The following is a 25,099-nucleotide window of genomic DNA, read 5'->3' as shown; positions in this document are numbered from 1 at the left end:
TACTATCACTTACGATACAATCATTGGTGAAAGTATTCTCTGAGGGTGAGGTAGCGCATGTTCGTAGGGCGAGGTCGAGAGCTGGCTGCCCTCGACCGCGAGTTCGCGGCGGTCAGGCGCGGCAGACGGCTCGACCGGGGGGTCGCGATGCTGATCCGGGGTCGGCGCCGCGTGGGAAAGTCCCGTCTGGCGGCAGAGTTCGTCGCCCGGGCGCAGGTGCCGTACGTCCACTTTCAGGCCGCCCGCGGCGCCTCGCTGGCTCAGGAGCTGGCCTCCTTCTACGAGGCGATCGCGGACTCGAACCTGCCGATGGCCGATCTTGCCCGCGGCATGTCGGGCCAGAGTCTGACGACCGCCCTTCAGCAGCTCGCGACGTTGCTCCCTGACGACACGGCATCGGTGGTCATCCTCGACGAGATCCCGTGGCTGCTGGAGTCGACGCCGGGCGGAGGTGGCGAGCTCCAGCGCGCATGGGATCTGCACCTGTCCCGCAAGCCGGTGCTCCTTCTTCTGCTCGGTAGCGACCTCGGGATGATGGAGCGGCTGACCGGCCCGGAGGAGCCTTTCCACGGACGGGCGACGGAGATGGTGCTGCACTCGTTGTCGCCGAGCGATGTCGCGGAGATGACGGGCACGCGCGGGGCCGATGCGTTCGATGCCCATCTGGTCACGGGTGGCCAGCCGCTCGTGGCACAGGAGTGGGAGCCGGGAATGACTCTCGACGACTTCCTGACGGACAGCTTCAGCCACTCCACCAGTGCCCTGATGGTCCACGGGTCCCGGATCCTCGACTCGGAGTTCGGAGAAGGAAGCGCGGCCCGGCAGGTGCTCAGGGCGATCGGCGGCCAGGGGGAGCGGACGTTCACCTCCATCCAGCGAGGGATTCTGGGGCCGACCGCTGTCAGCGGGACGCTGACTCGCACCTTGGCCCTGCTCGCGGACAAACGGGTGACCGTCGCCGACGAGCCACTCTCGACCAGGTCCGCGTCGAAGGACCGGCGCTATCGGATCGCTGATCCGGCGCTTAAGTTCTGGCTGGCCTTCGTCGAGCCCTCTCTGCTCGACGTCGACTCGGGCCGCCCCGACGTGGCGCTCGCGCGAGTGCGCGGCGGCTACTCGTCGTGGCGTGGACGGGTGATCGAGCCGGTCGTTCGGGATGCCGTCTTCAGACTCGGTCGTGAGGAGTGGCCCGAGGTGCGGGCCGTCGGCGGCTGGTGGCCACGCAGCAACAATCCCGAGATCGACCTGGTCGGTGCGGACACGCGCCCCGCGAATCAGATCGCGTTCGTGGGCACCGTGAAGTGGCGCACGGACAAGCCGCTGAGCGAGCGAGACCGGCACCAGTTGGCACGCGACTCGGCTGCTGTTCCCGGTGTCGACCCACGCACCGACCTGGTCGGTGTCTGCCCCGCAGGCGCCGCCCCGGAGTCCGCCTTCACGAAGGTCTGGACTGCCGACGACCTTCTGGGAGCGTGGCGCTAGACCGGTAGCGGCGGGGCTTGCCCTCGCCGAGGTCGGCGAGGGTGTCGACGCGGTGGACGGTGACGTCGCGGGCGAGCATGGTGGTCAGGCGTTCTCCGGCGAGGGCCGCGTCGCCGCCGGCGATGGTCGCGACGACGGTGCCGTCGGCGGCCTGCTCGACCGACCAGCCGCGGGCGCCGGCGTCCTGGAGGTGCTGGGTGAGGTCGACGCAGGGGACCGGGGCGCCGGACGGGGTGGTGAAGACGGTGGCCTCGCGTCCTTCGAGGGCGTCGATCGCGGGCCGGTTGCCGACGTGGACCAAGCGGCCGGTGTCGCCGGTGCGGTAGCGGACCAACGGCAGAAAGCCATTCTCACCCGCGGTGACGACGATCTCGCCGATCTGCCCCTCAGGGACCGGAGAGCCGTTGGGGGCGAGGATCTCGACGTGCACCCGGCGGTCGGCGACGACGAATGGGCCGCCGTCGGTGCTGACCGCCACCGGCCGGGTCTCGTGCAGCCCGTAGACGTCGATCACCGGGCACGCGAAGGTGTGCTCCAGGTCCGCGCGCAGTGTCGCGCTCAACGCCATCGCGGAGGAGATGATCGCGATCGGGCGGACGACGTCGCGGAGGTCGAGGAGATGCTCCAGCGATGTCGGGTGGCCGGAGATCACCTGCGGGTCCGCGTCGCCGAGGAACGCCCGCTGGTCCGCCGTCGGCCACTCGCCGGGATGGAGGTTGACGCGCGCCACCAGGCTCTCGCCGAAGCCGGGTGCGACCGAGACGTACGTGAACGCCTGGCGCTGCCACACGACCTGCACCACGGCGAACCGCTCCGGATCCGGCGCCCAGCCGCCGGTCAGGCCGGCGATCAGGTCACGGAGCCAGTGGAACCCGCGGGCCAGCTCGTCGGGATCGTCCGGCATCACCAGCGCCGCCCCGGTGCTTCCCGAGGAGGTGCCGTGCAGCATCCGCCCGTAGTCGGCGTCCAGCGGCACGAACCCGCCGATGTCCGCGACCAGGTTCTCGCGGGTGATCAGCGGGAAGTCGCCGAGCGTGTCGAGCGGCCCCTGATGCCGACGGTACGCAGGCAGTGACCGCGCCACCGCCAGGTGCTGCTCCAGCCAGCCCGTGAGCGGAAGTTGCGCCCGGGCCGCCTCCTGCTCGGCCGGAGTGAGTCGGTGGCCGACCCGGTGCCGCCATCGCGGTGCTGCGGGGTGGGTGTCCGCCGCGGCCAACCGTGCTTGTCCTGCAGCCGAGAGACCGGGCCAGCGTTCGGCGTCGGTGAGGGCGGCCGAGGCCATCGGCGTGTATTCGGCCAGGTGAAGCGGGTCCGGTGTCTCGCTCACGGTCACTCCGGGCTGTAGCGGCTGGCGGCCTCACGCGCGCGGGCATCTTCGAGGCGTTTGCGGATCTCCGAGCGGTGCTCCCGGTCGCGCCGGGCCCGTTCGAGCGCCTCGGCGCGGGCGGCGGAGTCGAGGCGGGACAACAGCGCGCGGGCGTTGCGCTCGTCCTCGCGCGCCGGCAGCTGCCCGTTCCACAGCAGAAAGGTCCGCGCCGCCTCCTCCCGACGCTCGGACTCCTCGACCCAGCGCTGCGGTTCGACGACCGCCGCTACGCGCATCGACAGGGTCAGGAGAGCCCGGTCGAGCCGGTCCTCGCGGAACACCGCTGAGAGCGGGCCGGCCAGCTCCTGGGAGGCGACCAGCCACAGGACGACCCCGGCTCCCTGCCGCGCGACCGTCTTCCCGGTCGCCGCCACTCTCCGGGCCGCGGTGATGAACGGCCCGCCGGAGGTGTCGAGCACGTCCCCGGCGAGCGCCACGATGTCGACGGCGTCGTCGAGGAACCACGACGGCGTGGTCGAGATCCGGGCCATCACCTCGTCGACCGACGGCCCGGGCGCCAGCCCGTCCCAGGCGGCGTCGGGGTCGAGCTCCTCGTCGAGCCAGGCCTCGAACAGCTCCTCGTCAGCCACGGGTTGCTCCTTCCGGGGTGTAGGTGGCGATCCGCTCGGCGAGCGCGGCGCACGCCGCGGGCGCCTGCATCACGTCCGGGATCTCGGCGACGTCGTAGCCGAGCCGCTCGGCCTCCTCGCGCGACTGCCCGCGCCAGTGTCCGATGATCATCAGCGACCCGGTGTCGATCACGCGTCGCACGGAGGCGGCCACGTCGGCGTACTCCTCCTGGCCGCGGCCCAGGAACGTGTCGAGGCCGGCGTCGGAGAGGACCACGAGGTGGCGCTGCCCGTCCTTCGGCTGACGCGCAGCGGGATAGCGGGCGCGCAGGAGGTCGAGGGGGAAGGTCGTGCCGCCGCCGAAGTAGGTGGTCAGCTGGCGCATGATCTCGACCCGGTCGCGGGTGTAGGCGCTGTCGCCGGCGACCTGCCCGGCGGAGCTCCATGAGGTGACCCGCACCCGCCCGCCGCCGCGCAGCACCGAGAGCGACAGGATCGTGCCGGCGACGATCGCCGCCGAGCCGCGCTGCGGGTTCGTCATCGACCCCGAGGAGTCGAGGTAGAGGTCGAGCAGTACCGGCTCGTGGTCGATCTCGGGCTCGTCCGCGATGAACGTACGCCTTCGGGTGGTCACCCCGGGCACGAACACCGCTCCCGTGGTCAGCGTCGCCGGCCAGTCCAGGTCGGCCAGGTCGTCGCCGAGCTCCCACTCCTCCAACGGACCGGGGATCGCGGGGCCGGCGGGGGCGAGCCCGCGCTGCACGAGGGGTGCGACGTGGGGGCGGGCCTCGGCCTCATACCAGGCCGCCATCACCGCATGGGGGTCGGCGCCGGCCATCAGCTCCAGCGTCCGGGCCAGTCCGAGCGCCTGCCCGCTGCCGTCGGAACCGCTGCCGCCCGCTTCGCCTTCCGCGACGACCACCTCGGCGTCATCCGGGTGGACCAACGGCTTCTGCAGCCGCGGGTCGCCGATCGCCCCGGCGAGCTCGGCCGCGCTGGGTGCGCCTGGCGAGTCCTCGTGACATCCGGTGCCCTGGAAGCCGAGCAGCAGGTAGGGCACCATCACCATGGCCCACGGCACCGCGCCGCTGACCGGGTCGGCGGCGAGCGTACGCACCACGTCGGCCACCGTCGTCGCGTCGTGAGCCGGGTCGAGGCCTGCTCGCGGGTCGTATTCGAGGTCGGCGAGATCACACTCCCGCTGTGCGACCTCCCGCTGGGCCCGCCACCGGTTCGCGCGCTCCTTGGGCGGGGTCTTGCGACGTTGGTTCTTGACCTGCTGTCGGAGGCGGTCGATCTCCTGCTCGTAGGCCGCCTTCCACCCCACCGGCGGATCGGGCCAGGCGAGGGTGCCCTCGGGGAGCCGCCAGAGCAGCTCGTAGGCCCGCTGCACCACCCACCACAGCTCGTTGTCCTCGGCGCCGCGCGGGCCTTTTGTCAGCGCGGGCGCCGCAAGGGCCTCGGTGAGCTGCACCATGTCGGGCGTCTCGTCCGGGGCGAGCCGGGCGCGCTGCAGCTGCATGACCCGGTCGTTGATCAGCATGTCGGACCACAGGTTGGCGCAGAACCCGCTCGCGGCGGCCAGGTCGAGCCGGTGCCGCCGGTCGTAGAGGTCGATCACCCGGGCCATCTGCTGACGGATCTTCAGCGAGTCGGCCCGGGTGCTCGGGGAGAGCAGGTGGTGACCGATCTCGTGAGCGAAGACGCTGGTCAGATGCCCTTCTCCGCCGTGGCGGGCGAGCTCGCCGGGGTCGACGTTGACCTCGGGTGGGAACCCGAACCAGGCGAAGCTGCCCTGGTCGGAGCGGGTGTGCACGACCGGGTCGTGGAGGTCCACGCCCCACAGGTCGAGGGCCTGCTCCCAGGCCTCGCGCTCGGCGGCGGTCGGCGCCCTCACGCCGCCTCCCGCACGACCTCGAGCAGGTAGGACGTGGGCACGCTGACCACCCGAATGCCGGCGGTGCCTGCGTCAGAGTCCACCGGATCGTCGCTCGCCAGGGAGGCCGAGTGGCCGAAGAGGTCGGCGTCGACCTGCCACAGCTCCTCGCCGACCTCGACCAGCCACCGCCCCTCACCCGCCGCGATGACGTCACCAGGGTGCGCCAGCCACGGCCCGCCGAGCCCGGCGAACCCGCCGATCCTCGCCAGGAGATAGGCGCGGTCGAGGTGTTGCCAGGCGGGCCAGAAGAACCGGTCCGTACGCTGCCCCTCGGCGAATCCGGCCACGTCCGTGCTCGGCATCCCGAGCGTCGCGCCGACGGCGTCCGCGATCCCGGCATCCGACAGGTCGGACACCGCCCGGAGCGCGTCCGTGCGCAGCCCGATGACGCCTGCTCGCCAGGCGGCGACGGCGGCGAGATCCCGGACGAGCACTGGATCGTTCACCGAGGTACCTCGGTGAGCATCCGCCGATGGAGCTGCCAGCCCGGCGGCCAGGAACGTGGCGTACAGACCCTGATCTCCACCCCAGCGTGCGACGTTCGCGGCAGCGAGATCGAGATCGAGACCAGGCACGGACCGCAACGACGCCGCTCCGAGCTGGACCGAGGCGTTCACCGAATGACCGGGGCGCCGGATCATGACCCCTCCAGCCAGTGGAGGTAGTTGGAGTAGCGCTGGTGGAGATACTTCAGCGCGACCAGGTCGTCGTAGTCGCGGCCGTAGATCTTGCCGACCTTCGAGATCCTGCCGACCTCCGACTCGATCCGGGTCAGCCGCTGCGAGACGGTCAGCCGGTCGAGCCCGTCCAGCCCACCCCCGAGCTCGGCGAGCAGGTCGCCGACGGGGTCGGCACCTTCGAGACCGAGCGCGACGAACTGCTTCATCGCGGTGTCGAAGAGGTCGACGAGCCAGGAGGCAGGGTCGTGGGCGAGCTCCTTGTCGCCGGCCTCGAAGCGCGGGTGCTGCGGGTTGGGCAGGAGCTTCCCGCGGAGCACGAACGGGACCATGGCGCGGACGTCGTCGAGCCCCACGGAGGAGGCGCCGCGGAACCACGCCGACGCCTTGGCGTACAGGATCAGGGTCTGCAGCGCTCGGACGGAGAGTCCGTTGAGGGTCTGCGCGCCGAGGTCGACGACCAGGTCGGCGCCGGAGTTGGCGTCGATGACCGCGCTCACGTCGCCGCCGGCGGTCGCGACGACGTCCTTGGTGCGGTACTCGAAGCGCCGCCCGCCGTGCTGCACGAACTCGAACTGCCCGGTGAAGTACTCCAGCTTCCGGCGTACGTCCGCGGGCAGCGGCACCGCCCGGATGGCAGCCAGCATCGTGGTCTGCTCGTCGGGGGAGAAGACCAGCGAGGCCGGCACGTGCTCCTCCGGCCGCTCACCGGCCTCGACCCGGGTGACCAGCTCGTCGAAGAAGCGGCCGTTGAAGCCGAACGCCTGCACGGTGACGTCGAGCCGGTCCTTGAGGGCCTGGATGACCTGGAAGGTGCCGCCGCCGGAGTCGTCGTTGGCGGTGAAGAACCAGCTCTCGACGCCCTCGGCCGGCGCCGTCCGACGCAGCTGGTCGTGGCTCTCGACATACCCCTCGGCGACCATGGTGAGCAGCGCGGACTGGGTCTTGGTGGGGATGCGGTTGTACTCGTCGACGATCTTGACGCATCGGGTCAGCCACGACTTCCAGGCGATCGTGATCTCCGCCAGGGACCCCGCCGAGACGAGGTCGCGCGGCAGCGGCAGCCCGACCAGGTCCGACACGGTCAGCTGCGGCTGCCCCTGCTGTAGGTGGCGGCGTACGTCCTCCGGGGTCTCCCCGGACAGCACCCCCATCAGCACCGCGAGCGTCGTCTTGCCGCGCCCGGGCCCGCCGATCATCAGGCACTTCCCGCCGACCGCGAAGGTGAGCAGCGGCAGCAGCACGTTGGAGGAGTAGGCCGGCCGGGTCGGCAGCGTGATCTCCGCCCCGGCGTCGCCGAGCGGGAACCGGTTGGCCTTCGCCGCGTCGAACTCGACGTCGTAGAACGGCGAGATCACGGCCTTGTTGACCAGCCAGAAGTACGTACGCCGCAGCTTCTCGTCCAGCTCCACGGTCTCGTCCGGGGACCTGAAGAGGTCGGCGGCGGTCAGCCCGTCGCGCGGCCCGCCGTGCTGCACGTGCGGCACGGTCGGTGACGCCGACGTCTTCTGCCAACGATCGCTCATGATCTGTCCAGCTCCTCCAGTGACGGGCCGATCCGGTTGCTTCGCCCGAGCAGCGGCTCGAGAAACTCGGTGGTCGCGGCGAGCCTCTCGGCCACCGAGCCGCGGACCTCGATCCACGGCACCGGCTGGCCGGCCAGCACCTCGCGGAACCGCTCCTGCATCCCGTGCCGGACGTGCTCGCCGTCGCGCATGCCATCTTGCACGAAGTCGATCTCGTCCCCGGTCAGGACGTAGGCGACCGGCCGGTGCACGGCGGCACGAGCCACCAGGTGGGCAGGGGCAGGGCCGACGTAGCGCTCGTGCCACAGCGTGGTGGCCAGCACGTCGGTGTCGCAGACGAGGACGGGCTTCGGCACCCGGCGCCGGGCGGCGTCCTCCCAGCCGATCTGCCGGTCCACGATCAGGTCGAACTCGTCGCTGCGCCAAGGCGTGAACAGGCCGCCGGGGCGGATCTCGGACCAGAGCCGGCCGTATTCCGGGACGCAGTGTGTCCCGAGGTCGACGGCCAGGCTCGAAGCCAGCGTCGTGGTCCCGGTCGACTCCGCGCCGAGCACCACCACGCGCTCGGTGAGCCAGGCGCGGACCGGTGCCGGCAGCTCGGCCCAGTGGGCGGCCGGGTCGCGACGGATCGCCGTGCCGGACACGGAGTTGAACGCCCGTCCGGGATCGACCTGGACCCAGGTCGCGTCCAGCCGCCGGGCGAGCTCCTCGCCGTAGGCGTCGGAGGAGAAGACCGCGTCGACCGGGGCCGGGAGCAGCTCGGAGATGACGACCATGTGCTCGTCCCAGGCCGCCGGGTCGTCGAAGTCGACCCTGGCCTCGTCCACCGCGGCAACGACGTGGGCGGTCGGGTGCTCCTCGCGCAGCCACTCCGCGCGCACCTCGAGCGGGATGGTCTCCACCTGCGAGCCGAGGAGCTCGACGGTGACCCGGTCGCAGGCGCGCAGGGCCGCACGGATGAGCGCCTGGTGGCCGGCGTGGAACGGGTAGAACTTCCCGAGCACGAGCCCGTGCCCGTAGACAGTGTTGGATTGGTATGGCTCAGACACCCGCGACCTCCGGCTCGCGCGGGGCGACGAGCACCCGGCGCCAGTCCCGCAGCGCGACCAGGACGATCACACAGAAGCCGAGGTAGAGCACCGCGGTCGGCCACAGCCCCTTGTAGGCGTAGAGGCCGACGGAGACGACGTCGACGGCCAGCCAGACCAGCCAGCACTGCCACCAGCGCCGGTTGAGCATGATCTGCGCGATCACGCTGCCCGCGGTGACGGCGGCGTCCGGGACCTCGGTGGTGGAGTCGGTGAAGGCGTGCAGGACGTACGCGATCGCCGCCAGCGCGACCAGGAACCCGAGCGCCAGGAGCAGGAGCGTGCCGGGCGAGGCGACACCGACGAACGCCTCGTCACGGCGTAGGTGGGCCTCCGACTCCCGCCGCCGGGCCGTGGCCCAGTCGACCCAACCGGTCACCGAGAGCACCATGAACATGACCTGCAGCGCCGCGTCGGCATAGAGCGCGCTCTCGGCGAAGACGACCAGGTAGAGAGCAGTGTTCGCGATCCCGATCGGATAGGTCCACATGCTCCGCCGCGCCGCCAGGATCACGCATGCCGCCCCGGTGACCACCCCCGCGATCTCTACCCAGTGCGCGACCAACCAACTCTGCATGGCCGAACCTTAAAGGAATCGAAGGGCCCGGATGCTCGAGATGAGCATCCGGGCCCTTCACAGGTCCGTCGGACGAGGTCAGCGACCGACCGCCGCCTTGGCGTCGACGATGCCGCTGCCGTAGAAGCCGTTCGGCGCCTTGCCACCCTCACAGGTGTGGGTGGAGGTCGCCGTCGTGCCGTTGGGCAGGTGGCGTACGTAGGTGAAGTCGGCCGGCACCGGGCAGGCCTTGTCGGTGGCCGACTTGCGCAGGATCTTCTCGACCGTACGCGGCGAGAGGGTCTTGCCGGAGCGGTCGTGGTGTCCGTACTTGCCGACGATCAGCGCGGCCACACCAGCGGCGTGCGGGGAGGCCATCGAGGTGCCCTGCAGGTACTGGTAGTAGGAGCACTCACCGCTGGAGCAGTCCGAGACCGCCCACGGGACCAGGACCTCGCCGGTCGCCGGGTCGATCGCACCCTCGGCCACCCCCAGGTCGTAGGGGTAGGCGGCCAGGATGGTGGCGGCGTAGTCGCGCGTGCCGTCCGCGGTGTCGTACGCATCCCCACCAGGCGCCGCGACGTCGACGAAGCCGTTGCCGTAGCTGGAGTAGTAGGACTTGCGCTCGGACGGACCGGTGGCGCTGACCGCGATGACCCCGTTGCCCTCGGTGGGCATCGAGATGCACGACTCCGGGTCGAGCAGGTCACGGACGTAGGCGGCCTCGCCGGGCTCGCTGGCGTAGTCGGGGCTGCTCGCGTCGGTCTGCGGCTTGGTGTAGTCGATCGCCTGGTTGCCGGCGGCCGCGACGAGGGTGACGCCACGGGCGCGGGCGTAGTCGAGGGCACGCTGCATCGCGGTGATGATCGTGGCCTGCTCGGCCTGGTCCGCGGCGGAGTCGGCCGGGTGGCTGGTGCAGTTGAACAGCCACGGGTCGACGTAGTAGCTCATGTTGACCACGTCGATGCCGTTGCGGCCGGCGTAGGTCAGCGCGTCGACGGACGGCTGCAGGAAGAAGTAGCCGGAGTCCTGGCCGGCGCGCAGGTTGACGATGTCGGCCTGCGGGGCGACGCCGGAGATGCCGACGCCGTTGACCGGCGAGGCGATGGTCGAGGCGACGTGGGTGCCGTGGCCGTTCTCGTCGACGTCGGCCGCGTCCGTGCAGGAGGCGTCGGGCTCGTCCTCGCACGGACCGTCGACCGCGGCGCCGTTGGCGTCGACCGGGATGTCGGTGGTGAAGTTGCGGCTCAGCTTCGCGTCGAAGTTGGGGGCGATGTCGGGGTGCGACCCGTCGACACCGGTGTCCAGGATGCCGACGCGGACACCCTCGCCGCGCTCGGTCTTGTTGGCCGCCGCGGCGTCGATCTGGGCCATGTCCCACTGCAGACCGGAGAGCGGCTCGGTCTTGCCCTTGGGCTTCGGCGCCTTGGGCGCGGTGCCCTTGCTGCCGCGGAACTCGGTCTCGACCTTGGACACGTCCTGCTTGCGGGCCTTGCTCGCCGCGTCAGGGGTGGTGGCGCCCACGATCCTGTCCTGGGCTGCGCCGACGAGGGCGCTCGAGGCGTTGGCCGCCTGGGCGAAGTCCTCGCCCGCGGTGACCGTCGCGACCCCGATGTCACTGTTCTCCGAGACGATCTCGCCCCCCGCGGCCTTCACCGCGGCACGGGCGCTGGCGGCCGAGGATCCCTCGGCGTATGCCACGACATAGCGGACCTCCTGGTCGGAGGTGGCGTTGCCCGAGTTCGCCATGACGAGGGTGCCGGTGACCCCCAGCGCGACCGCAGTCGCGCCTGTCAACAACCTACGCATGCTGTCTCCATTCCGGATCCGGTGGCCGAGATTGTCGGGACCACCGCTGCCATGGCCCTTGTCGGCCCGACATAGCGACCCAGCATGCCCTAGTCGGCATCGGCTCGAACAGGGTTTGGCGGGACGATCCCCCCAATAATTGGTTTGTGAGTGAGTGCTCACTCACTTATGCTCGTCGACGTGGACGAACGACGTACGCGGGCCAAGCCGATTCCCGCAGCAGACCGGCGCGCAGCGATCATCGCGGCGACCGAGACGCTGCTGATCGAGCACGGCACCGCGACGACGACCAGGCTCATCGCCGAGGCGTCCGGAGTCGCCGAAGGCACGATCTTCCGGCACTTCCGCGACAAGCGGGAGCTCTACCGGGCCGTCGCCGAGAACGTCTTCAACCCCGTCCGGGCCGGCCAGTCGATGGCCGACGTCGTGGAGGGCAAGACGGACATCGAGGACAAGCTCCGGGCCGTCATCGACCTGCTTGCCGCGTCCTCCCAGCGAGGTGTCCTCGTCATGATGGCGGTGCGCTCGGCCGTGATGGAGCAGACCGACCCCGAAGGCGTACGTCCGCAGCACGGTCCTCCGAAGTTCCTCATCGAGGCCAACAAGACCCTGATCGACAACCTGACGACACTCGTCTTCGAGCCGCACGAGAACGAGCTGCGGCTGCCGCCACGCAAGGCCGCGCAGGTGCTGCGCAGCCTCACGATCGGGGCCTGGCTCCCCGGTCTGAACCGAACGAACCAGCCGTTGAGCAGCGAGGACGTCATCGACGTGCTGCTCGGTGGCATCCTGATCAGAGAGACCAGAGAGACCCCCTGATGCTCCTTCGACTGCTGCGGGACTACCTGCTCCCGTACAAGAGATTCCTGGTCGTCATCGCGATCCTGCAGCTCTTCTCGACCTCGGCCTTCATGCTGCTGCCCAGCCTGAACGCCGACATCATCGACAAGGGCGTGGCCGAGGGCGACACCGGCTACATCCTCCAGATCGGCGCGATCATGCTCGGCGTCGCGCTGGTGCAGATCCTCGCCTCGATCACCAGCGTCTACTTCGCCGCCCGGAGCTCGATGAGCTTCGGGCGCGACCTGCGGGCTGCGATCTTCGCGAAGGTCGGCTCCTTCAGCGCTCGCGAGGTCGGCCGCTTCGGCGCCCCGTCGCTGATCACCCGGACCACCAACGACGTCCAGCAGGTCCAGATGCTCGCCGTGCTCACCTGCACGCTCGCGGTGATGGTGCCGATGATGATGGTCGGCGGTGTCGTCATGGCGATCCAGGTGGACGCCGGGCTCTCCTGGCTGCTCGCGGTCGTCATCCCCGCGCTGCTCGTCTCCATGACCGTCGTCGTGCGTGGCATGGTCCCCAACTTCCGCAAGGTCCAGGAGCGCATCGACGCGGTCAACCGCATCCTGCGCGAGCAGATCACCGGCATCCGGGTGATCCGCGCGTTCGTCCGCGAGCGTCAGGAGACCGAGCGCTTCGCGAAGGCCAACGACGAGCTCACCGACGTCGCGCTGCGGGCCGGGCGCTGGATGTCGACGATGTTCCCGCTGATGATGCTGGTCATCAACGTCGCCAGCGTCGCGGTGATCTGGTTCGGTGGCATCCGGGTCGACGACGGGTTGATGCAGGTCGGCCCGCTGACCGCGTTCCTGCAGTACCTGATGCAGATCCTGATGTCGATCATGATGGGCACCTTCATGCTCATGCAGGTGCCCCGCGCCGCCGTCTGCGCCGACCGGATCGCCGAGGTCCTCGACACCGAGACCAGCGTGACCCCGCCGGCGGCGGGTGTCACCGAGATCTCCCGGCACGGGCACGTCGACTTCACCGGCGCCGGCTTCACCTACCCCGGCGCCGACCACCCCGTCCTCCACGACCTCACCTTCGAGGCCAGGCCCGGGCAGACCGTCGCGATCATCGGCTCCACCGGCGCCGGCAAGACGACCCTGCTGGGCCTCGTCCCGCGGCTCTTCGACGCGACGGCCGGAGCCGTCCGCGTGGGTGGGATCGACGTACGAGACCTCGACCCGGCCACCCTGCGCAGCTCCCTCGGGCTGGTGCCGCAGAAGGCGTTCCTCTTCACCGGCACCGTCCGGTCCAACCTGCTCCACGGCAAGCCGGACGCCACCGACGAGGAGCTCTGGCACGCGCTCGAGGTCGCCCAGGCGCGTGACTTCGTGGAGCGGATGGCCCCCGAGGACGGCACCGGTCTCGACGCCGAGATCGACCAGGGCGGCACCAACGTCTCCGGTGGCCAGCGGCAACGCCTGGCCATCGCCCGGGCGCTGGTGAGGAGGCCCGACATCTATCTCTTCGACGACTCCTTCTCCGCGCTCGACGTCGCCACCGACGCCCGGCTCCGTGCTGCGCTCGCCCCCGAGACCCGCAACGCCACGGTCATCGTGGTCGCCCAGCGGGTCTCCACCATCCGCGACGCCGACAAGATCCTCGTGCTCGAGGACGGCGCCATCGTCGGCGAGGGCACCCACGAGCAGTTGCTCGCCGACAACCCGACCTACCAGGAGATCGTCTCCTCCCAGCTCAGCGCAGAGGAGGCCGCGGCATGAGCGACCAGAAGGCCGGCCAGAACGGCCAGATGAAGAAGACCGAGCGGATCGTACGTCCCCAGGGCGGCCCGGGCCCGATGGGTGGCGGTGGCGCGGTGGGGGACAAGGCGATGAACTTCGTCCCCTCGGCGAAACGGCTGCTGCGAAGGATGGCGCCGTACAAGATCCATGCGTCCGCCACGATCGTGCTCGCCCTGATCAGCGTGACGCTGATGTCGCTGGGCCCGTGGCTGCTGGGCAAGGCGACCAACATCATCTTCGGCGGTGTCTTCTCCAGGGAGCTGCCGGCGGGGGTCACCCAGGAGCAGGCGGTCGAGGGTCTGCGTGCCCAGGGCGACGACAAGCTCGCCGACATGCTCTCCGGGATGGACCACGTCAACCCCGGCCACGGCGTCGACTTCGACGCCCTGCGCAACGCGTTGATGATCGTGCTCGCCGTCTATCTCGTCGCCTCCGTGCTCTCCTTCGTGCAGGGCTGGATCCTCAACTCGGTCGTCCAGGGCACCGTGAAGGGCCTGCGTGAGGACGTCGAGAAGAAGGTCCACAGCGTCCCGCTGTCCTACTTCGACAAGCAGCCGCGAGGCGAGCTGCTCAGCCGCGTCACCAACGACATCGACAACATCAGCCAGACCCTGCAGCAGACCTTCAGCCAGGTGCTGACCGCTCTCTTCACGCTGGTCACGGTGCTGTTCATGATGTTCTGGATCAGCCCGGTGCTGGCCCTGATCGCGCTGCTCGCGGTGCCGGTCTCGCTGGTGGTGACCGGCGCGGTGATGAAGCGGTCGCAGGGCCAGTTCGTGGCCCAGTGGCGCCACACCGGCAAGCTCAACGGCCACATCGAGGAGACGTTCTCCGGCCATGACCTGGTCAAGGTCTTCGGGCGTCAGGAGGAGGTCGAGAAGACCTTCGGCGAGGAGAACGACAAGCTCTTCGCCGCGTCCTTCAAGGCCCAGTTCATCAGCGGGATCCTGATGCCGCTGATGATGTTCGTGGGCAACCTGATGTTCGTGGTGGTCTGCGTGGTCGGTTCGCTCCGCGTCGCCAGCGGAGCCCTGAGCCTGGGTGAGCTGCAGGCCTTCATCCAGTACTCGCGCCAGTTCACCCAGCCCATCACCACCCTCGCCTCGATGATGAACCTGCTCCAGTCGGGCGTGGCCTCGGCCGAGCGGGTCTTCGAGCTGCTCGACGCCGAGGAGCAGTCGCCCGACGTCGGCGCCGCCCGAAGCGGGGCCGGGGCCGGCGAGGTCCGGTTCGAGCACGTCAGCTTCTCCTACGACGAGGACAGGCCGCTCATCGAGGACCTGTCCCTGGTGGCCCGTCCGGGGCAGACCGTTGCGATCGTCGGGCCCACCGGTGCCGGCAAGACCACCCTGGTCAACCTGATCATGAGGTTCTACGAGCTCGATGCCGGCCGGATCACCCTCGACGGCGTCGACATCGCCTCGATTCCCCGTTCCGACCTGCGCGAACGCACCGGCATGGTGCTCCAGGACACCTGGCTCTTCGAGGGCACGATCCGCGACAACATCCGCTACGGACGGCCGGACGCGACCGAGGAGGAGCTCCTCGAGGCGGCGCGGGCGACGTACGTCGACAGGTTCGTGCACTCGCTGCCGGACGGCTACGACACCCTGATCACCGACCAGGGCGGCAACCTCTCGGCGGGCGAGCGGCAGCTGGTCACCATCGCGCGAGCCTTCCTCGCCGAGCCGTCGCTGCTGATCCTCGACGAGGCCACGTCCTCGGTCGACACGCGCACCGAGCTGCTCCTGCAGCACGCCATGGCGGCGCTGCGCTCGGACCGTACGTCCTTCGTGATCGCCCACCGGCTCTCCACGATCCGCGACGCCGATCTGATCCTGGTCATGCGCGACGGCGCGATCGTCGAGCAGGGCAACCATGCCGAGCTGCTCGAGGCCAAGGGCGCGTACGCCGAGCTCTACCAGTCGCAGTTCAGCCACGCTCTCGTGGAGGAGCCGGCCTGAGAAATAACCCTTTGATCCCGGTGCGGCCCGGCGCCTACCGTTGAGGCACACGGGAAAGGAGGTGATCCGATCAGATGAAGAACGATTGGATGCGTGAGGTGGCTGCTCGCTAGCAGCTTCTCCAACTATGGATAAGGGCTGGCAATCCAACGGCAGCCACCCGACCCGCAGGCGTACCGGACTCATCCACCGGGTTGGCCACCAGGCCCGCCTGCGGGTCGCCCCGTTTTTACGGCCGGGCGACAAGTTGTGTTTAGCAACTAATCCGACGTACATTGGTTGCCAATGTTCAACCAATTCGCGTGAGAGCCGAGTCCACACTTGTCAGAGTCCCAGCAGTCTTCGCCGGCCATCGCGGCACCGCAGATGACCCACCGCCAGATCATGGAGGTCCTCTCCGGCCTGCTGATGGCGCTCTTCGTCGCCATGCTGTCCAGCACGTCGGTCGCCAACGCCCTGCCGCGGATCGTCACCGACCTCGACGGCACCCAGGGCGGCTACACCTGGATCGTCGTCTCGAGCATGCTCGCGATGACCGCGACCACCCCGATCTGGGGCAAGCTGGCCGATCTCTACAACAAGAAGGTCCTGGTCCAGGTCGCCCTCGGCCTGTTCATCGTCGGCTCGGCGATCTGTGGACTGGCGCCTTCGATGCCGGTGATCATCACCGGCCGCGTCATCGCGGGCCTCGGCATGGGTGGCATCGTCGCGCTGATCCAGGTGATCATCGCGATGATCGTTCCCCCGCGTGAGCGCGGCCGCTACTCCGGCTACATCGGTGCCGTCTTCGCCCTGGCGACGGTCATCGGCCCGCTGGTCGGCGGCGTGATCGTCGACTCCCCGGTCGGCTGGCCCGGCGTCTTCTACGTCGGCGTGCCGTTCGCCGTGGTCGCCTTCATCCTGCTCCAGAAGACCCTGCACCTCCCGCACGTACGCCGCGAGGTGAGCATCGACTACCTCGGCGCCTTCCTCCTGGTCGCCGGCGTCTCGACGCTGCTGATCTGGGTCACCCTGGGCGGCAGCTCCTTCGAGTGGGCCTCGCTGACCTCGTACGCCCTGGTGGCCGGCAGCGTCGTCGTGCTGGGCCTCGCGATCCTGGTCGAGGGCAGGTTCGCCAAGGAGCCGATCATCCCGCTGCGTCTCTTCCGTGACCGCACGATGGTCCTCTCCACCTTTGCCTCGTTCTTCGTCGGTGCCGGGATGTTCGGTGCGACGGTCTACCTGCAGCAGTACTTCCAGACCGCTCGCGAGATGACGCCGACCCACGCCGGCCTGATGTCGATCTGCATGGTGCTCGGGCTCTCCGGCGCGGGCATGGTCACCGGACGCCTGATCAGCTCCACCGGGCGCTGGAAGCGCTACCTGGTCTTCGGCGGCATCATGCTGCCGATCGGGCTCTACCTGCTCAGCACGATCGACGAGCACACCAACCTGGCCCTGGTCGGCGCCTTCATGGCCGTCGTCGGTCTCGGTGTCGGTGCCACCAACCAGAACCTCGTCCTCGCGGTGCAGAACAACCTCGACAGTAAGGACATGGGTGCCGGGTCCTCGGTCGTGGCCTTCTTCCGGTCGATGGGCGGCTCGATGGGCATCGCCGCGCTCGGCGCCGTGCTCTCCCACCGGGTCGAGGACGTCATCACCGACGGCATCCCCGAGCTGGTGGCCAGCGGAAAGGTCACCCCCGAGGAGCTCCAGAGCCTGCAGAGCGGCGGTCTTGCCGACCCGGCGAGCATGCCGAGCGCGATGCAGGCGCTCTACGAGCACGCGTTCGCCGTCGCCACGGCCGATCTCTTCCTGGTGGCCATCCCCTGCGCGGTCATCGCGCTGGTTGCGATCCTGGGTATCAAGGAGGTTCCGCTCAAGACTACGATCGAGGACCTCACCGAGGACGAGATCGCTCCTGAGGTCGCCGCGGAGCTCGAGGCGGGAGGAGCCGGCCGGAGATGACAGAGGTGCCAGCCATGGACAACGCCGCCCAGGGCGAGCAGATCGACGACGGCCTTCGCGCCGATTCGCTCAGCCGGCTCGAGTCCGAGGTCGGTGTGCTCGTGTGGCGGGCCAAGCGGGCGATGAAGGCGCGCGGCCGGATGATTCACCCGGATCTGCCGCCCGGCGGCTACATGATGCTGACCTGGATCGCCGAGCGTGGTCCGGTGCGCGCCTCCGCGCTGGTCGACGGACTCGGGATCGACAAGGGAGCGGTCAGCCGGATGGTGCAGGCCATGATCGACCTGGGCCTGCTTGAGCGCCACCCCGACCCCGAGGACGGGCGCGCCAGCCTGGTCTCGGTGACCGCCGAGGCCCGCGACGGGCTCGACCGGGTGACCCGGGAGCGCCGCGTACGTTTCAACGACCGGCTGGCCGACTGGAGTCCCGACGACATCGACGGGCTCAGCGCTATGCTTGCCAGATACAACGAAGCCCTAGAACGCCAGGGCTCCTAGGGGATCGCGCAGCGATGATCTCTCCTGCAGGCCGACTTCGCTCGGGACACACCCTGCTGGGTTCGGTTTTTCTGACTGATTCAAGGATGTAGGATTAGCCCGTGAGCGATCTCATCGATACCACCGAGATGTACCTTCGCACCATCTACGAGCTGGTCGAAGAGGGAATCGTTCCGCTGCGCGCCCGCATCGCCGAGCGCCTCCACCAGTCCGGTCCCACGGTCTCCCAGACCGTCGCCCGGATGGAGCGCGACGGTCTGCTCACCGTCGAGGGTGACCGCCACCTGCAGCTCACCGACGAGGGCCTTCGCCTGGCCACCCGGGTGATGCGCAAGCACCGCCTCGCCGAGCGGCTGCTCACCGACGTCATCGGCCTCGACTGGGAGCTCGTCCACGAGGAGGCGTGCCGCTGGGAGCACGTCATGTCGGACACGGTCGAGAAGCGACTGCTCGACCTGCTCGGCGACCCGACCGAGTCGCCCTACGGCAACCCGATCCCCGGTCTCGACGAGCTCGGCGGCAAGCCCGCCGACGAGGACTTCATGGCCGGCGTCCAGTCGCTCACGGCCGCGGCGACCTCCGAGCGCGCCACGGTCCTGGTGCGCCGCATCTCCGAGGAGATGCAGAAGGACGAGTCGCTGATGAGCGCTCTGCGCCGGGTCGGTGCGACCCCGGACCAGACCGTCGCCATCAAGGCGACCGCCGATGGGGTCATGCTCGGCTCCGGTGGGGAGACCGCGGAGATCATCCCCGAGGCCGCGGACCATATCTTCGTCAAGGCCCTCTGACCCGCAGTTTCGTCCCCAGGCGGCTCCACGAGTCGTCTTCGATGTGGCAACGCCGTGCCCACTTTTGTAACCGTGGGTGAAATTCTCTCGACGTCGGCAGAATCTGGCACACGACTCTGGACCGATTACGTCCTAGATGCTTATGTTTGACGTGCAAGACCTGCTGGAGCGAGACCTTCAGCAGTTGTCATGTCGAGACTTGCGGGGGTCTCCGGAGGGGAGAGCTCTATGGAGGTCGTTCATCTGCCCGCTCGCGGCCGCGAGCTGGATGAGACGTTCCGCCCAGTCGCCGTCCACCACACCGACACCGGCCTGACCCGTCACCTCGAGCGCGGCGAGGAGATCGTGCTCACCGACCTCGGCGGCGACTACCACAGCGCCAAGGTGCTGCTGATCGACGAAGGCCCGGTCTACCACTTCTTCATCGGTGCCAGACTCTCCGTCGACGAGGCCGCCGGTCGGATGGCCGACCTGCCGCAGTCACGCTCTGCGTGATGCCAAGGTGGTGAGAAACTCGCTGGTTCCGACCTCCAGCTTGTACGCAGCTTCCCCATCGCCCCTGGTGGCGCCGCGGTTCACGATGACGACCGGGATCCCGGCCTTCGCCGCCCGGCGCACGAACCGATAGCCACTCATCACCGCCAGACTCGAGCCCGCGACGAGCAGCACGCCCTCCCCCTCGTGCCGCTCGCCGCGGAGCTCAAGGCTTCCCGGGCCCGCCAACGCGTCGACCGCCGCCATGCACCGGGCGACCCGGTCCTTGGGGACGTTCTCGCCGAAGAAGACGACGTCCGGTTTGAGGATGCCACCGCAGATCTCGCAGTCGGGCACGACGAAGTCCTGGGTCTCCTCGAGCGCGACGTCACCGTCCGGCCGGGTCTCCACGTCCGCGTGCGCCTCGGCCCAACCCGCATTGAGCGCCTCCATCCGCTCCTGGAGGTCGCGGCGCGGGCTCAGCGTGCGGCAGGACAGACAGATCACGTCGCTCACGCGGCCGTGCAGCGTCACGATCCGACCGCTCCGGGCCAGCTCCGGCGCCGCCTGCTCGTGCAGACCGTCGACGTTCTGGGTGATCAGCAGCTCGGGGTCGATCGCGGCCAGAGCGCGATGGCCGGCGTTCGGCACCGCGCTGCCCATCCGCCGCCAGCCGAGATGGCTGCGCGCCCAGTAGCGCTGCCGCTCCTGCGGCCCCGAGATGAACTGCTGGTAGGTCATCGGCTGCCGTGACGGACTGCCCGGGCTGCGGTAGTCGGGGATGCCCGAGTCGGTCGAGACGCCGGCCCCGGTCAGCACCACGAGGCGCCGGTCCTGGAGGAGGGCCAGGGCCGCTGCGTACGACTCCTCTGCGATCGCCCCGGGGGCGATCGGCATCAGGCGTACCTCGCCTCGGCGCGAGCCTTGCGCTTCGCGGCCTCGACCTCACGGTTCTTCTTGGGGGCGTTGGTGACCAGATCGTCGAGGAGATGCCGGGTGATGTGGGCGATCTCGGCGACGGCGTGGTCGAAGGCCTCCTGGTTGGCGGCCGAAGGCTTGGTCGTGCCGCTCACCTTGCGTACGAACTGCAGGGCGGCTGCGGCGACCTCGTCGTTGGTGGCGGGCGGCTCGAAGTTGTGGAGCGGGCGGATGTTGCGGCACATGCCATCCACGGTACCTGGATCGGCGCGACGGCTATCGGGATCGGCCGGGGGCGTGGGAGGGGGCCTGGCCGCGCGGATGCGGGGGGATCGGCCCGCCGTTGGGCGCGGTTCCCTTGGGCTGCCGCAGGTCGTCGGCCGGGGGAGCCGGCCGCGGCACGACGCCCTCCTCGAGCAGTTGGCTCGCCATCAGAGCGGCCTGGGTGCGGTGGCTGACGCCCAGCTTGGCGAGCAGACCGGTGATGTGGTTCTTCACGGTCTTCTCCGCCAGCACCAGGCGGTCGGCGATCTGGCGGTTGGAGATGCCCTCGGCGAGCAGCACCAGGATCCGTCGCTGCTGCGGGGTCAGGTCGGCGACCACCTCGTGCATCCGACGGCGCTGCTCGACGTTCTGGACCACCTTGGCGGCCGCCTCGGGGTCGAAGAGGGTGTGGCCGCTGGCCACCAGGCGTACGCCGGAGACCAGGCTCGTCGCCTCGATCTGTTTGAGCACGTAACCGGCCGCACCGGCCATGATCGCCTGGCTCATCACCTCGTCGTCGGCGTCGGTGGCCAGGATCAGGCAGCGGATGTCGCTCTTCATCGCCAGCGCCTCGCGGCACAGCGCCACGCCGGAGGCGTCGGGCAGGTGGGCGTCCATGATGAGTACGTCGGGACGGAGCGTCGCGATCAGCATGCGTGCCTCGGCGGCGGTGCGGGCCTCACCCACGACCTCGATGCCCGGCTCGGGCTGCAGGACCGTACGCACGCCGACACGCACGACGTCGTGGCCGTCGGCCAGCAGAACGCTGATCACCGCGTCGCCCACAGGCTCGTCTCACTCATCTCGTCGTTGGGGATGATGCCGAAAGAAACCGCTCAAGAGTATCCCTATTGATGCAACATTTGATCACTGAGAGGCCCGTGCCGTCTCGGATTTCGTTGCTTCTGGAAAGGTAGCGGTTATGACGTCTTCCCGCGATCTCGACATCGTCCTGTTCGGCGCGACCGGATTCACGGGCGGTCTGGTCGCCGGATATCTGGCCGAGCACGCGCCCGAGGGACTGCGGTGGGCGCTTGCAGGTCGCTCCCTGTCGCGCCTCGAGGCCGTCCGCGACGCGCTCGGCTCCGCCGACGTCGAGCTCCTCCAGGCCGATGTGCACGATTCCTCGTCGCTGGCCGCGCTCGCGGCTCGTGCTCGCGTCGTGATCACCACCGTCGGGCCCTACCTGGAGTACGGCGAACCGCTGGTCAAGGCCTGCGCCGAGGTCGGCACCGACTACGTCGACCTGACCGGAGAGCCCGAGTTCGTCGACCGGATGTTCGTGAAGTACGACGCCACCGCCCGCGCCAACGGCGCCCGGATCGTGCACGCCTGCGGGTTCGACTCGATCCCGCACGACCTCGGCGCCTTCTTCACGGTCCGCGAGCTCGCCGCCGGCGGCGAGATCACCGGGCCGCTGACGATGAAGGGCGTCGTCCGTTCCAACGCCACCTTCTCCGGCGGCACCTTCCACTCGGCGCTGGGGCAGATGTCCCGGCCTCGGGAGATGGCGGCGGCCTCCCGCGAGCGCCGGGCGCTCGAGGAGCGGCCGGTGGGGCGTAGGTCGCGCGCGGCGAAGCCCAGCCTGGGCCGCGATGGCGAGCTGGGCTACTGGCTCTTGCCGCTGCCGACCATCGACCCGTTCATCGTCGCCCGCTCCGGGCGGGCTCTGGAGGCGTACGGACCTGCCTTCACCTACTCGCACTTCGCCGGGACCAAGACGCTGAGGTACGCCGTCGGTGGCGCGGTCGGCGTCGGCGCCCTCGCCCTCGCGATGCAGGTGCCGCCGCTGCGGTCCAAGCTCGGTGAGCGGGTCAAGCAGGGCACCGGACCCTCCGAGGGCCGGCGGGAGAAGTCGTGGTTCACGGTCGACTTCGTCGCCGAGTCCGGCGGCCGGAAGATCCACACCAAGGTCTCCGGAGGCGACCCGGGCTACACGGAGACGGCGAAGATGCTCGCCGAGTCGGCGCTCTGCCTCGCCTTCGACACGCTTCCCGAGACCGCCGGGTCGGTGACCACGGCGGTGGCGATGGGCGATGCGCTGCTCGAGCGGCTCCAGGCCGCAGGGATCCGGTTCGAGGTCGTCGCTTGAGGTTGTCGTGGTGCCCCAGGCAAGAGTCGAACTTGCGACCTTTCGCTTAGGAGGCGGCTGCTCTATCCACTGAGCTACTGGGGCATTCGCGGATATCTTGCCATGGTGGCGGGTAATACTACGGTTTGGGGTTCGATGCGGTCAGGGGCCAGACTTGGGTCGCTCGCGTAGGTTGAGTCACCGTCGACTCAGCCCGAATCCCCCCGAAGACAAGCGACGAATGACGGTGACCTATGCCTGACTCCTCCATGCCTCCCCGACGTGGGGGTGCGGATTCAGGCTCCGGCGTGTCCGGATTCGAGTGGATGTACGGCGCCGACGGCCCTGCGAGCGACGAGTCCGGAGGGACTCAGTCCGGCCGTGGTGCTCGGGTCGCCGACGTACCGACCGACCAGCCGTCCGCGGAGCCCGGTGGTGGCCGTCGGGCCGCGCGTCCGCAGTCCGAGTTCGTGTCGCCGCCGCCTCCCGGGCCGGGATCGTCGGGCGGTGGCCGTCGGGCCGCGCGTCAGGAGCCGGCGCAGCCCGATCCGCCCGCCGTCGAGCAGCCGCGCGCCGAACCGGTGCGTAGAGAGCCGACCCGGGCCGAGCGCTATCAGGCGTTGGGCCGTGGCAGCTCGGGTCCGTCGCCGGCGCCCGCCGCGCCCCAGGAGTGGAATGCCCCGGACGCGACGGCCGTAGCCCCGCCGCTGCGCGAGACCCCGCGCCCCGCGCGCCGAATACCGCCGCCGGCCCCGGCTCCCTCCGCAGAGGAGACCGCGGTCGCGCCTGCGCCGGAGTGGTATCGCCAGGATCCTCACCCCGCTCCTCCCTCGCCCAAGGCCCCCGACCAGCAGCTCGCGCCGCCTGCTGCTCGCGAGTTCGACTGGAACGACCCCGGCGCGACCGCTGTCGCGCCCCGGCCTGATCCGGCCGACCGGCCCCGAGGTCGTACGTCCTCCCGCGATGAGCTGCACGAGGCCCGCCACGAGGCCTATCCCGCGCCGGGGCGCCGAGACGCCGCGTACGCGTCCGGGTATGACGACGAGCCTTATGACGACTATCCGCCCGAGGGCGGCTACCAGCAGCCCTACGCCCCCTACCCGGAGGACGAGCGCGAGGACCGCGACAAGCCCCGGATCAGCGTGTGGCAGGTCCTGGGCTCCTCGCTGCTCGTGCTGGCGCTGGTCGTCGGGCTGTTCGCGGTCTACACCTACAGATCCCTCACCTCGAACATCAACACTGTCAGCCTCGGCGAAGAGGCTGCTGATGTCGGCCCGAAGGAACCGATCAACATCCTCGTGATGGGTTCGGACAGCCGTGACTGCAAGGGATGCGGCCTCGACGGCGAGAGCGGTGGTGGTTCGGACACCACCATCCTGCTGCACCTTTCGGCGAACCGTAAGTTCGCTTACGGCGTCTCTATCCCGCGCGACACGATGGTCAACCGACCTTCATGCAAGACGGAGGACGGGAAGACCGCTCCCGCTGACTATGTGCAGTGGAACGCCGCGTACTCCACTGCGGGTCCGACCTGCACCGTGGAGCAGGTGGAGTCGGTTGCTGCTGAGATGTGTGGTGAGAAGTGCGACATCACCATCAACCATCTGGTCGTCGTCGACTTTGGAAGCTTCAAGGGGATGGTCGATGCGATCGACGGCGTCGACGTGTGCCTCCCGGAGGCAGTGGACGACAGCTACTCGGGCGCCAAGTTCAAGGCAGGCCCTCAGACGCTGAGCGGCAAGCAGGCGCTTCAGTACGTTCGCATGCGCCACGTCTTCGGTGACGGAAGCGACCTGTTGCGGGCGAAGCGCCAGCAGGCGTTCATCGGCTCGATGGCGGGGAAGCTGCTCTCCGGCGACACCCTGTCGAGTCCGACGAAGGTCCTCGGCTTCCTGAATGCGGCGACGAAGGGCCTCACGATGGACGAGGGCCTCAAGGACAACCTCGACACGATGGCCAAGATCGGTGCCGGCTTCCAGAGCATCGGGATGGAGAACATCAAGTTCCTCACCATCCCCGTGGCGGCGGACCCGCAGAACGAGAACCGAGTCGTCCTCGACGAGGAGAAGGCCAAGAACGTCTGGAAGGCCATCGCGAACGACAAGCCGCTGACCAAGAAGATCGCGGCAGGATCGCTGGACGCCGGGCAGGCCTCGGGCGATAAGGACAAGAAGTCCGGTGACTCGGGTGAGGGCACCGACGGCGAGACCGCTGGTTCGGAGCCCTCCGACGATGCCTCGTCGGGCGCCGCCTCGGGCGACGCCTCGAGCGACGCGTCCGGCAACGCCAGCAGCGGAGCGACCGAGGAAGAATTGGCCGAGATCGCCGAGCAGGCGAAGGCTGAGCGCGAGCGCGCGGGACTGTGCTGATGGCCGACCCCGAAGAACCAGAAGCGCCCGAGGAGCCGGAGTGGAAGCGCAAGCAGCGGCTGGCGCGGATCTTCGGTGACGTACTCCCCGAGACGACCAGCGACGAGCGGGAGTCGTCGGCGGAGTCGGAGGAGTCGGCGTCGGATCGATGGCTGAAATCGCAGGTGCCGCCTCACCACGGTGGGTGAGACGGCACCTGCCGAAGCG

The 25,099-nt window shown here is 69.5% G+C and carries 22 protein-coding genes and 1 tRNA gene; 11 read left to right on the top strand and 12 right to left on the bottom strand.

Going from position 1 to position 25,099, the window contains the following annotated elements; all coding sequences use genetic code 11:
* Positions 1 to 57 precede the first annotated feature (57 nt).
* Entirely contained in the window at positions 58 to 1,482 is a 1,425-nt protein-coding gene (locus ACFV9G_RS12655; RefSeq protein ID WP_378727822.1) for an ATP-binding protein, read from the top strand.
* Here the strand turns inward: ACFV9G_RS12655 and ACFV9G_RS12650 are convergent.
* The 8 genes from ACFV9G_RS12650 to ACFV9G_RS12615 all read right to left on the bottom strand — a co-directional run bounded on the left by ACFV9G_RS12650 (position 1,436) and on the right by ACFV9G_RS12615 (position 11,012).
* Positions 1,436 to 2,809 (bottom strand): hypothetical protein, encoded by a 1,374-nt coding sequence (locus ACFV9G_RS12650; protein ID WP_378727821.1) that lies wholly within the window; start codon positions 2,807 to 2,809, stop codon positions 1,436 to 1,438. The genes ACFV9G_RS12655 and ACFV9G_RS12650 overlap by 47 nt on opposite strands.
* A gap of 2 nt (positions 2,810 to 2,811) precedes the next feature.
* Positions 2,812 to 3,438, bottom strand: coding sequence for a hypothetical protein (locus tag ACFV9G_RS12645; protein WP_378727820.1), 627 nt, complete (start codon positions 3,436 to 3,438; stop codon positions 2,812 to 2,814).
* Positions 3,431 to 5,314, bottom strand: a complete 1,884-nt coding sequence (locus ACFV9G_RS12640; protein ID WP_378727819.1) for a hypothetical protein — start codon at positions 5,312 to 5,314, stop codon at positions 3,431 to 3,433. Before ACFV9G_RS12640 ends, ACFV9G_RS12645 begins: the two co-directional genes overlap by 8 nt.
* Entirely contained in the window at positions 5,311 to 5,997 is a 687-nt protein-coding gene (locus ACFV9G_RS12635) for a hypothetical protein (RefSeq protein WP_378727818.1), read from the bottom strand. Before ACFV9G_RS12635 ends, ACFV9G_RS12640 begins: the two co-directional genes overlap by 4 nt.
* A complete protein-coding gene (locus ACFV9G_RS12630; RefSeq protein WP_378727817.1) occupies positions 5,994 to 7,559 on the bottom strand; it encodes a hypothetical protein in 1,566 nt (521 codons plus the stop codon). Before ACFV9G_RS12630 ends, ACFV9G_RS12635 begins: the two co-directional genes overlap by 4 nt.
* On the bottom strand, positions 7,556 to 8,608 hold the full coding sequence (locus tag ACFV9G_RS12625; RefSeq protein ID WP_378727816.1) for an AAA family ATPase: 1,053 nt from the start codon (positions 8,606 to 8,608) through the stop codon (positions 7,556 to 7,558). Before ACFV9G_RS12625 ends, ACFV9G_RS12630 begins: the two co-directional genes overlap by 4 nt.
* On the bottom strand, positions 8,601 to 9,224 hold the full coding sequence (pnuC, locus tag ACFV9G_RS12620) for a nicotinamide riboside transporter PnuC (RefSeq protein WP_378727815.1): 624 nt from the start codon (positions 9,222 to 9,224) through the stop codon (positions 8,601 to 8,603). Before pnuC ends, ACFV9G_RS12625 begins: the two co-directional genes overlap by 8 nt.
* Positions 9,225 to 9,302: 78 nt before the next feature.
* Positions 9,303 to 11,012: a S8 family serine peptidase gene (locus tag ACFV9G_RS12615; protein ID WP_378727814.1), complete on the bottom strand. Its 1,710-nt coding sequence runs from the start codon at positions 11,010 to 11,012 to the stop codon at positions 9,303 to 9,305.
* Positions 11,013 to 11,192: 180 nt separating this feature from the next.
* Between ACFV9G_RS12615 and ACFV9G_RS12610 the strand changes: the two genes are divergently transcribed.
* The 7 genes from ACFV9G_RS12610 (at position 11,193) to ACFV9G_RS12580 (ending at position 19,291) form a co-directional block, all read left to right on the top strand.
* The gene (locus tag ACFV9G_RS12610; RefSeq protein WP_378727813.1) at positions 11,193 to 11,831 is read left to right on the top strand and encodes a TetR/AcrR family transcriptional regulator; all 639 of its coding nucleotides are present in this window, start codon (positions 11,193 to 11,195) and stop codon (positions 11,829 to 11,831) included.
* On the top strand, positions 11,831 to 13,579 hold the full coding sequence (locus tag ACFV9G_RS12605) for an ABC transporter ATP-binding protein (RefSeq protein WP_378727812.1): 1,749 nt from the start codon (positions 11,831 to 11,833) through the stop codon (positions 13,577 to 13,579). The genes ACFV9G_RS12610 and ACFV9G_RS12605 overlap by 1 nt, the downstream gene beginning before the upstream one ends.
* Positions 13,576 to 15,564, top strand: coding sequence for an ABC transporter ATP-binding protein (locus ACFV9G_RS12600; RefSeq protein WP_378727811.1), 1,989 nt, complete (start codon positions 13,576 to 13,578; stop codon positions 15,562 to 15,564). Before ACFV9G_RS12605 ends, ACFV9G_RS12600 begins: the two co-directional genes overlap by 4 nt.
* A 366-nt stretch (positions 15,565 to 15,930) precedes the next feature.
* Entirely contained in the window at positions 15,931 to 17,511 is a 1,581-nt protein-coding gene (locus ACFV9G_RS12595) for an MDR family MFS transporter (protein ID WP_378727810.1), read from the top strand.
* Positions 17,508 to 18,008, top strand: coding sequence for a MarR family winged helix-turn-helix transcriptional regulator (locus tag ACFV9G_RS12590; RefSeq protein ID WP_378727809.1), 501 nt, complete (start codon positions 17,508 to 17,510; stop codon positions 18,006 to 18,008). Before ACFV9G_RS12595 ends, ACFV9G_RS12590 begins: the two co-directional genes overlap by 4 nt.
* Positions 18,009 to 18,109: 101 nt before the next feature.
* Complete coding sequence (locus ACFV9G_RS12585; RefSeq protein WP_091042654.1) at positions 18,110 to 18,796, top strand: metal-dependent transcriptional regulator; 687 nt, start codon at positions 18,110 to 18,112, stop codon at positions 18,794 to 18,796.
* A 228-nt stretch (positions 18,797 to 19,024) separates the two neighbouring features.
* Positions 19,025 to 19,291, top strand: a complete 267-nt coding sequence (locus ACFV9G_RS12580) for a hypothetical protein (protein WP_091042652.1) — start codon at positions 19,025 to 19,027, stop codon at positions 19,289 to 19,291.
* Here the strand turns inward: ACFV9G_RS12580 and ACFV9G_RS12575 are convergent.
* From ACFV9G_RS12575 to ACFV9G_RS12565, 3 genes are read right to left on the bottom strand one after another with little or no spacing between them, the layout of a single operon-like run.
* Entirely contained in the window at positions 19,277 to 20,167 is an 891-nt protein-coding gene (locus ACFV9G_RS12575) for a Sir2 family NAD-dependent protein deacetylase (protein WP_378727808.1), read from the bottom strand. The two genes, ACFV9G_RS12580 and ACFV9G_RS12575, sit on opposite strands and share 15 nt — an antisense overlap.
* Positions 20,167 to 20,433, bottom strand: coding sequence for a DUF2277 domain-containing protein (locus ACFV9G_RS12570; RefSeq protein ID WP_091044268.1), 267 nt, complete (start codon positions 20,431 to 20,433; stop codon positions 20,167 to 20,169). The genes ACFV9G_RS12575 and ACFV9G_RS12570 overlap by 1 nt, the downstream gene beginning before the upstream one ends.
* A gap of 31 nt (positions 20,434 to 20,464) precedes the next feature.
* Positions 20,465 to 21,226: a response regulator gene (locus ACFV9G_RS12565; RefSeq protein WP_378727807.1), complete on the bottom strand. Its 762-nt coding sequence runs from the start codon at positions 21,224 to 21,226 to the stop codon at positions 20,465 to 20,467.
* 148 nt (positions 21,227 to 21,374) lie between these two features.
* On the opposite strand from ACFV9G_RS12565, the gene ACFV9G_RS12560 reads away from it, so the two are divergent.
* Positions 21,375 to 22,544: a saccharopine dehydrogenase family protein gene (locus ACFV9G_RS12560; protein WP_378727806.1), complete on the top strand. Its 1,170-nt coding sequence runs from the start codon at positions 21,375 to 21,377 to the stop codon at positions 22,542 to 22,544.
* An 8-nt stretch (positions 22,545 to 22,552) separates the two neighbouring features.
* Here ACFV9G_RS12560 and ACFV9G_RS12555 read toward each other — a convergent pair.
* Positions 22,553 to 22,628 (bottom strand) — tRNA-Arg (locus ACFV9G_RS12555).
* A gap of 203 nt (positions 22,629 to 22,831) precedes the next feature.
* Between ACFV9G_RS12555 and ACFV9G_RS12550 the strand changes: the two genes are divergently transcribed.
* Together ACFV9G_RS12550 and ACFV9G_RS12545 are read left to right on the top strand one after the other, a co-directional pair.
* Positions 22,832 to 24,892 carry an LCP family protein gene (locus ACFV9G_RS12550; protein ID WP_378727805.1) on the top strand — a complete coding sequence of 687 codons (2,061 nt, stop codon included), beginning with the start codon at positions 22,832 to 22,834 and terminating at the stop codon, positions 24,890 to 24,892.
* A complete protein-coding gene (locus ACFV9G_RS12545; RefSeq protein WP_378727804.1) occupies positions 24,892 to 25,080 on the top strand; it encodes a hypothetical protein in 189 nt (62 codons plus the stop codon). The genes ACFV9G_RS12550 and ACFV9G_RS12545 overlap by 1 nt, the downstream gene beginning before the upstream one ends.
* Positions 25,081 to 25,099: the final 19 nt, after the last annotated feature.

This window comes from Nocardioides sp. NPDC059952, from assembly GCF_042730435.1.
Taxonomy (GTDB): domain Bacteria; phylum Actinomycetota; class Actinomycetes; order Propionibacteriales; family Nocardioidaceae; genus Nocardioides.
This window is presented reverse-complemented; position numbering and strand designations above follow the sequence as displayed.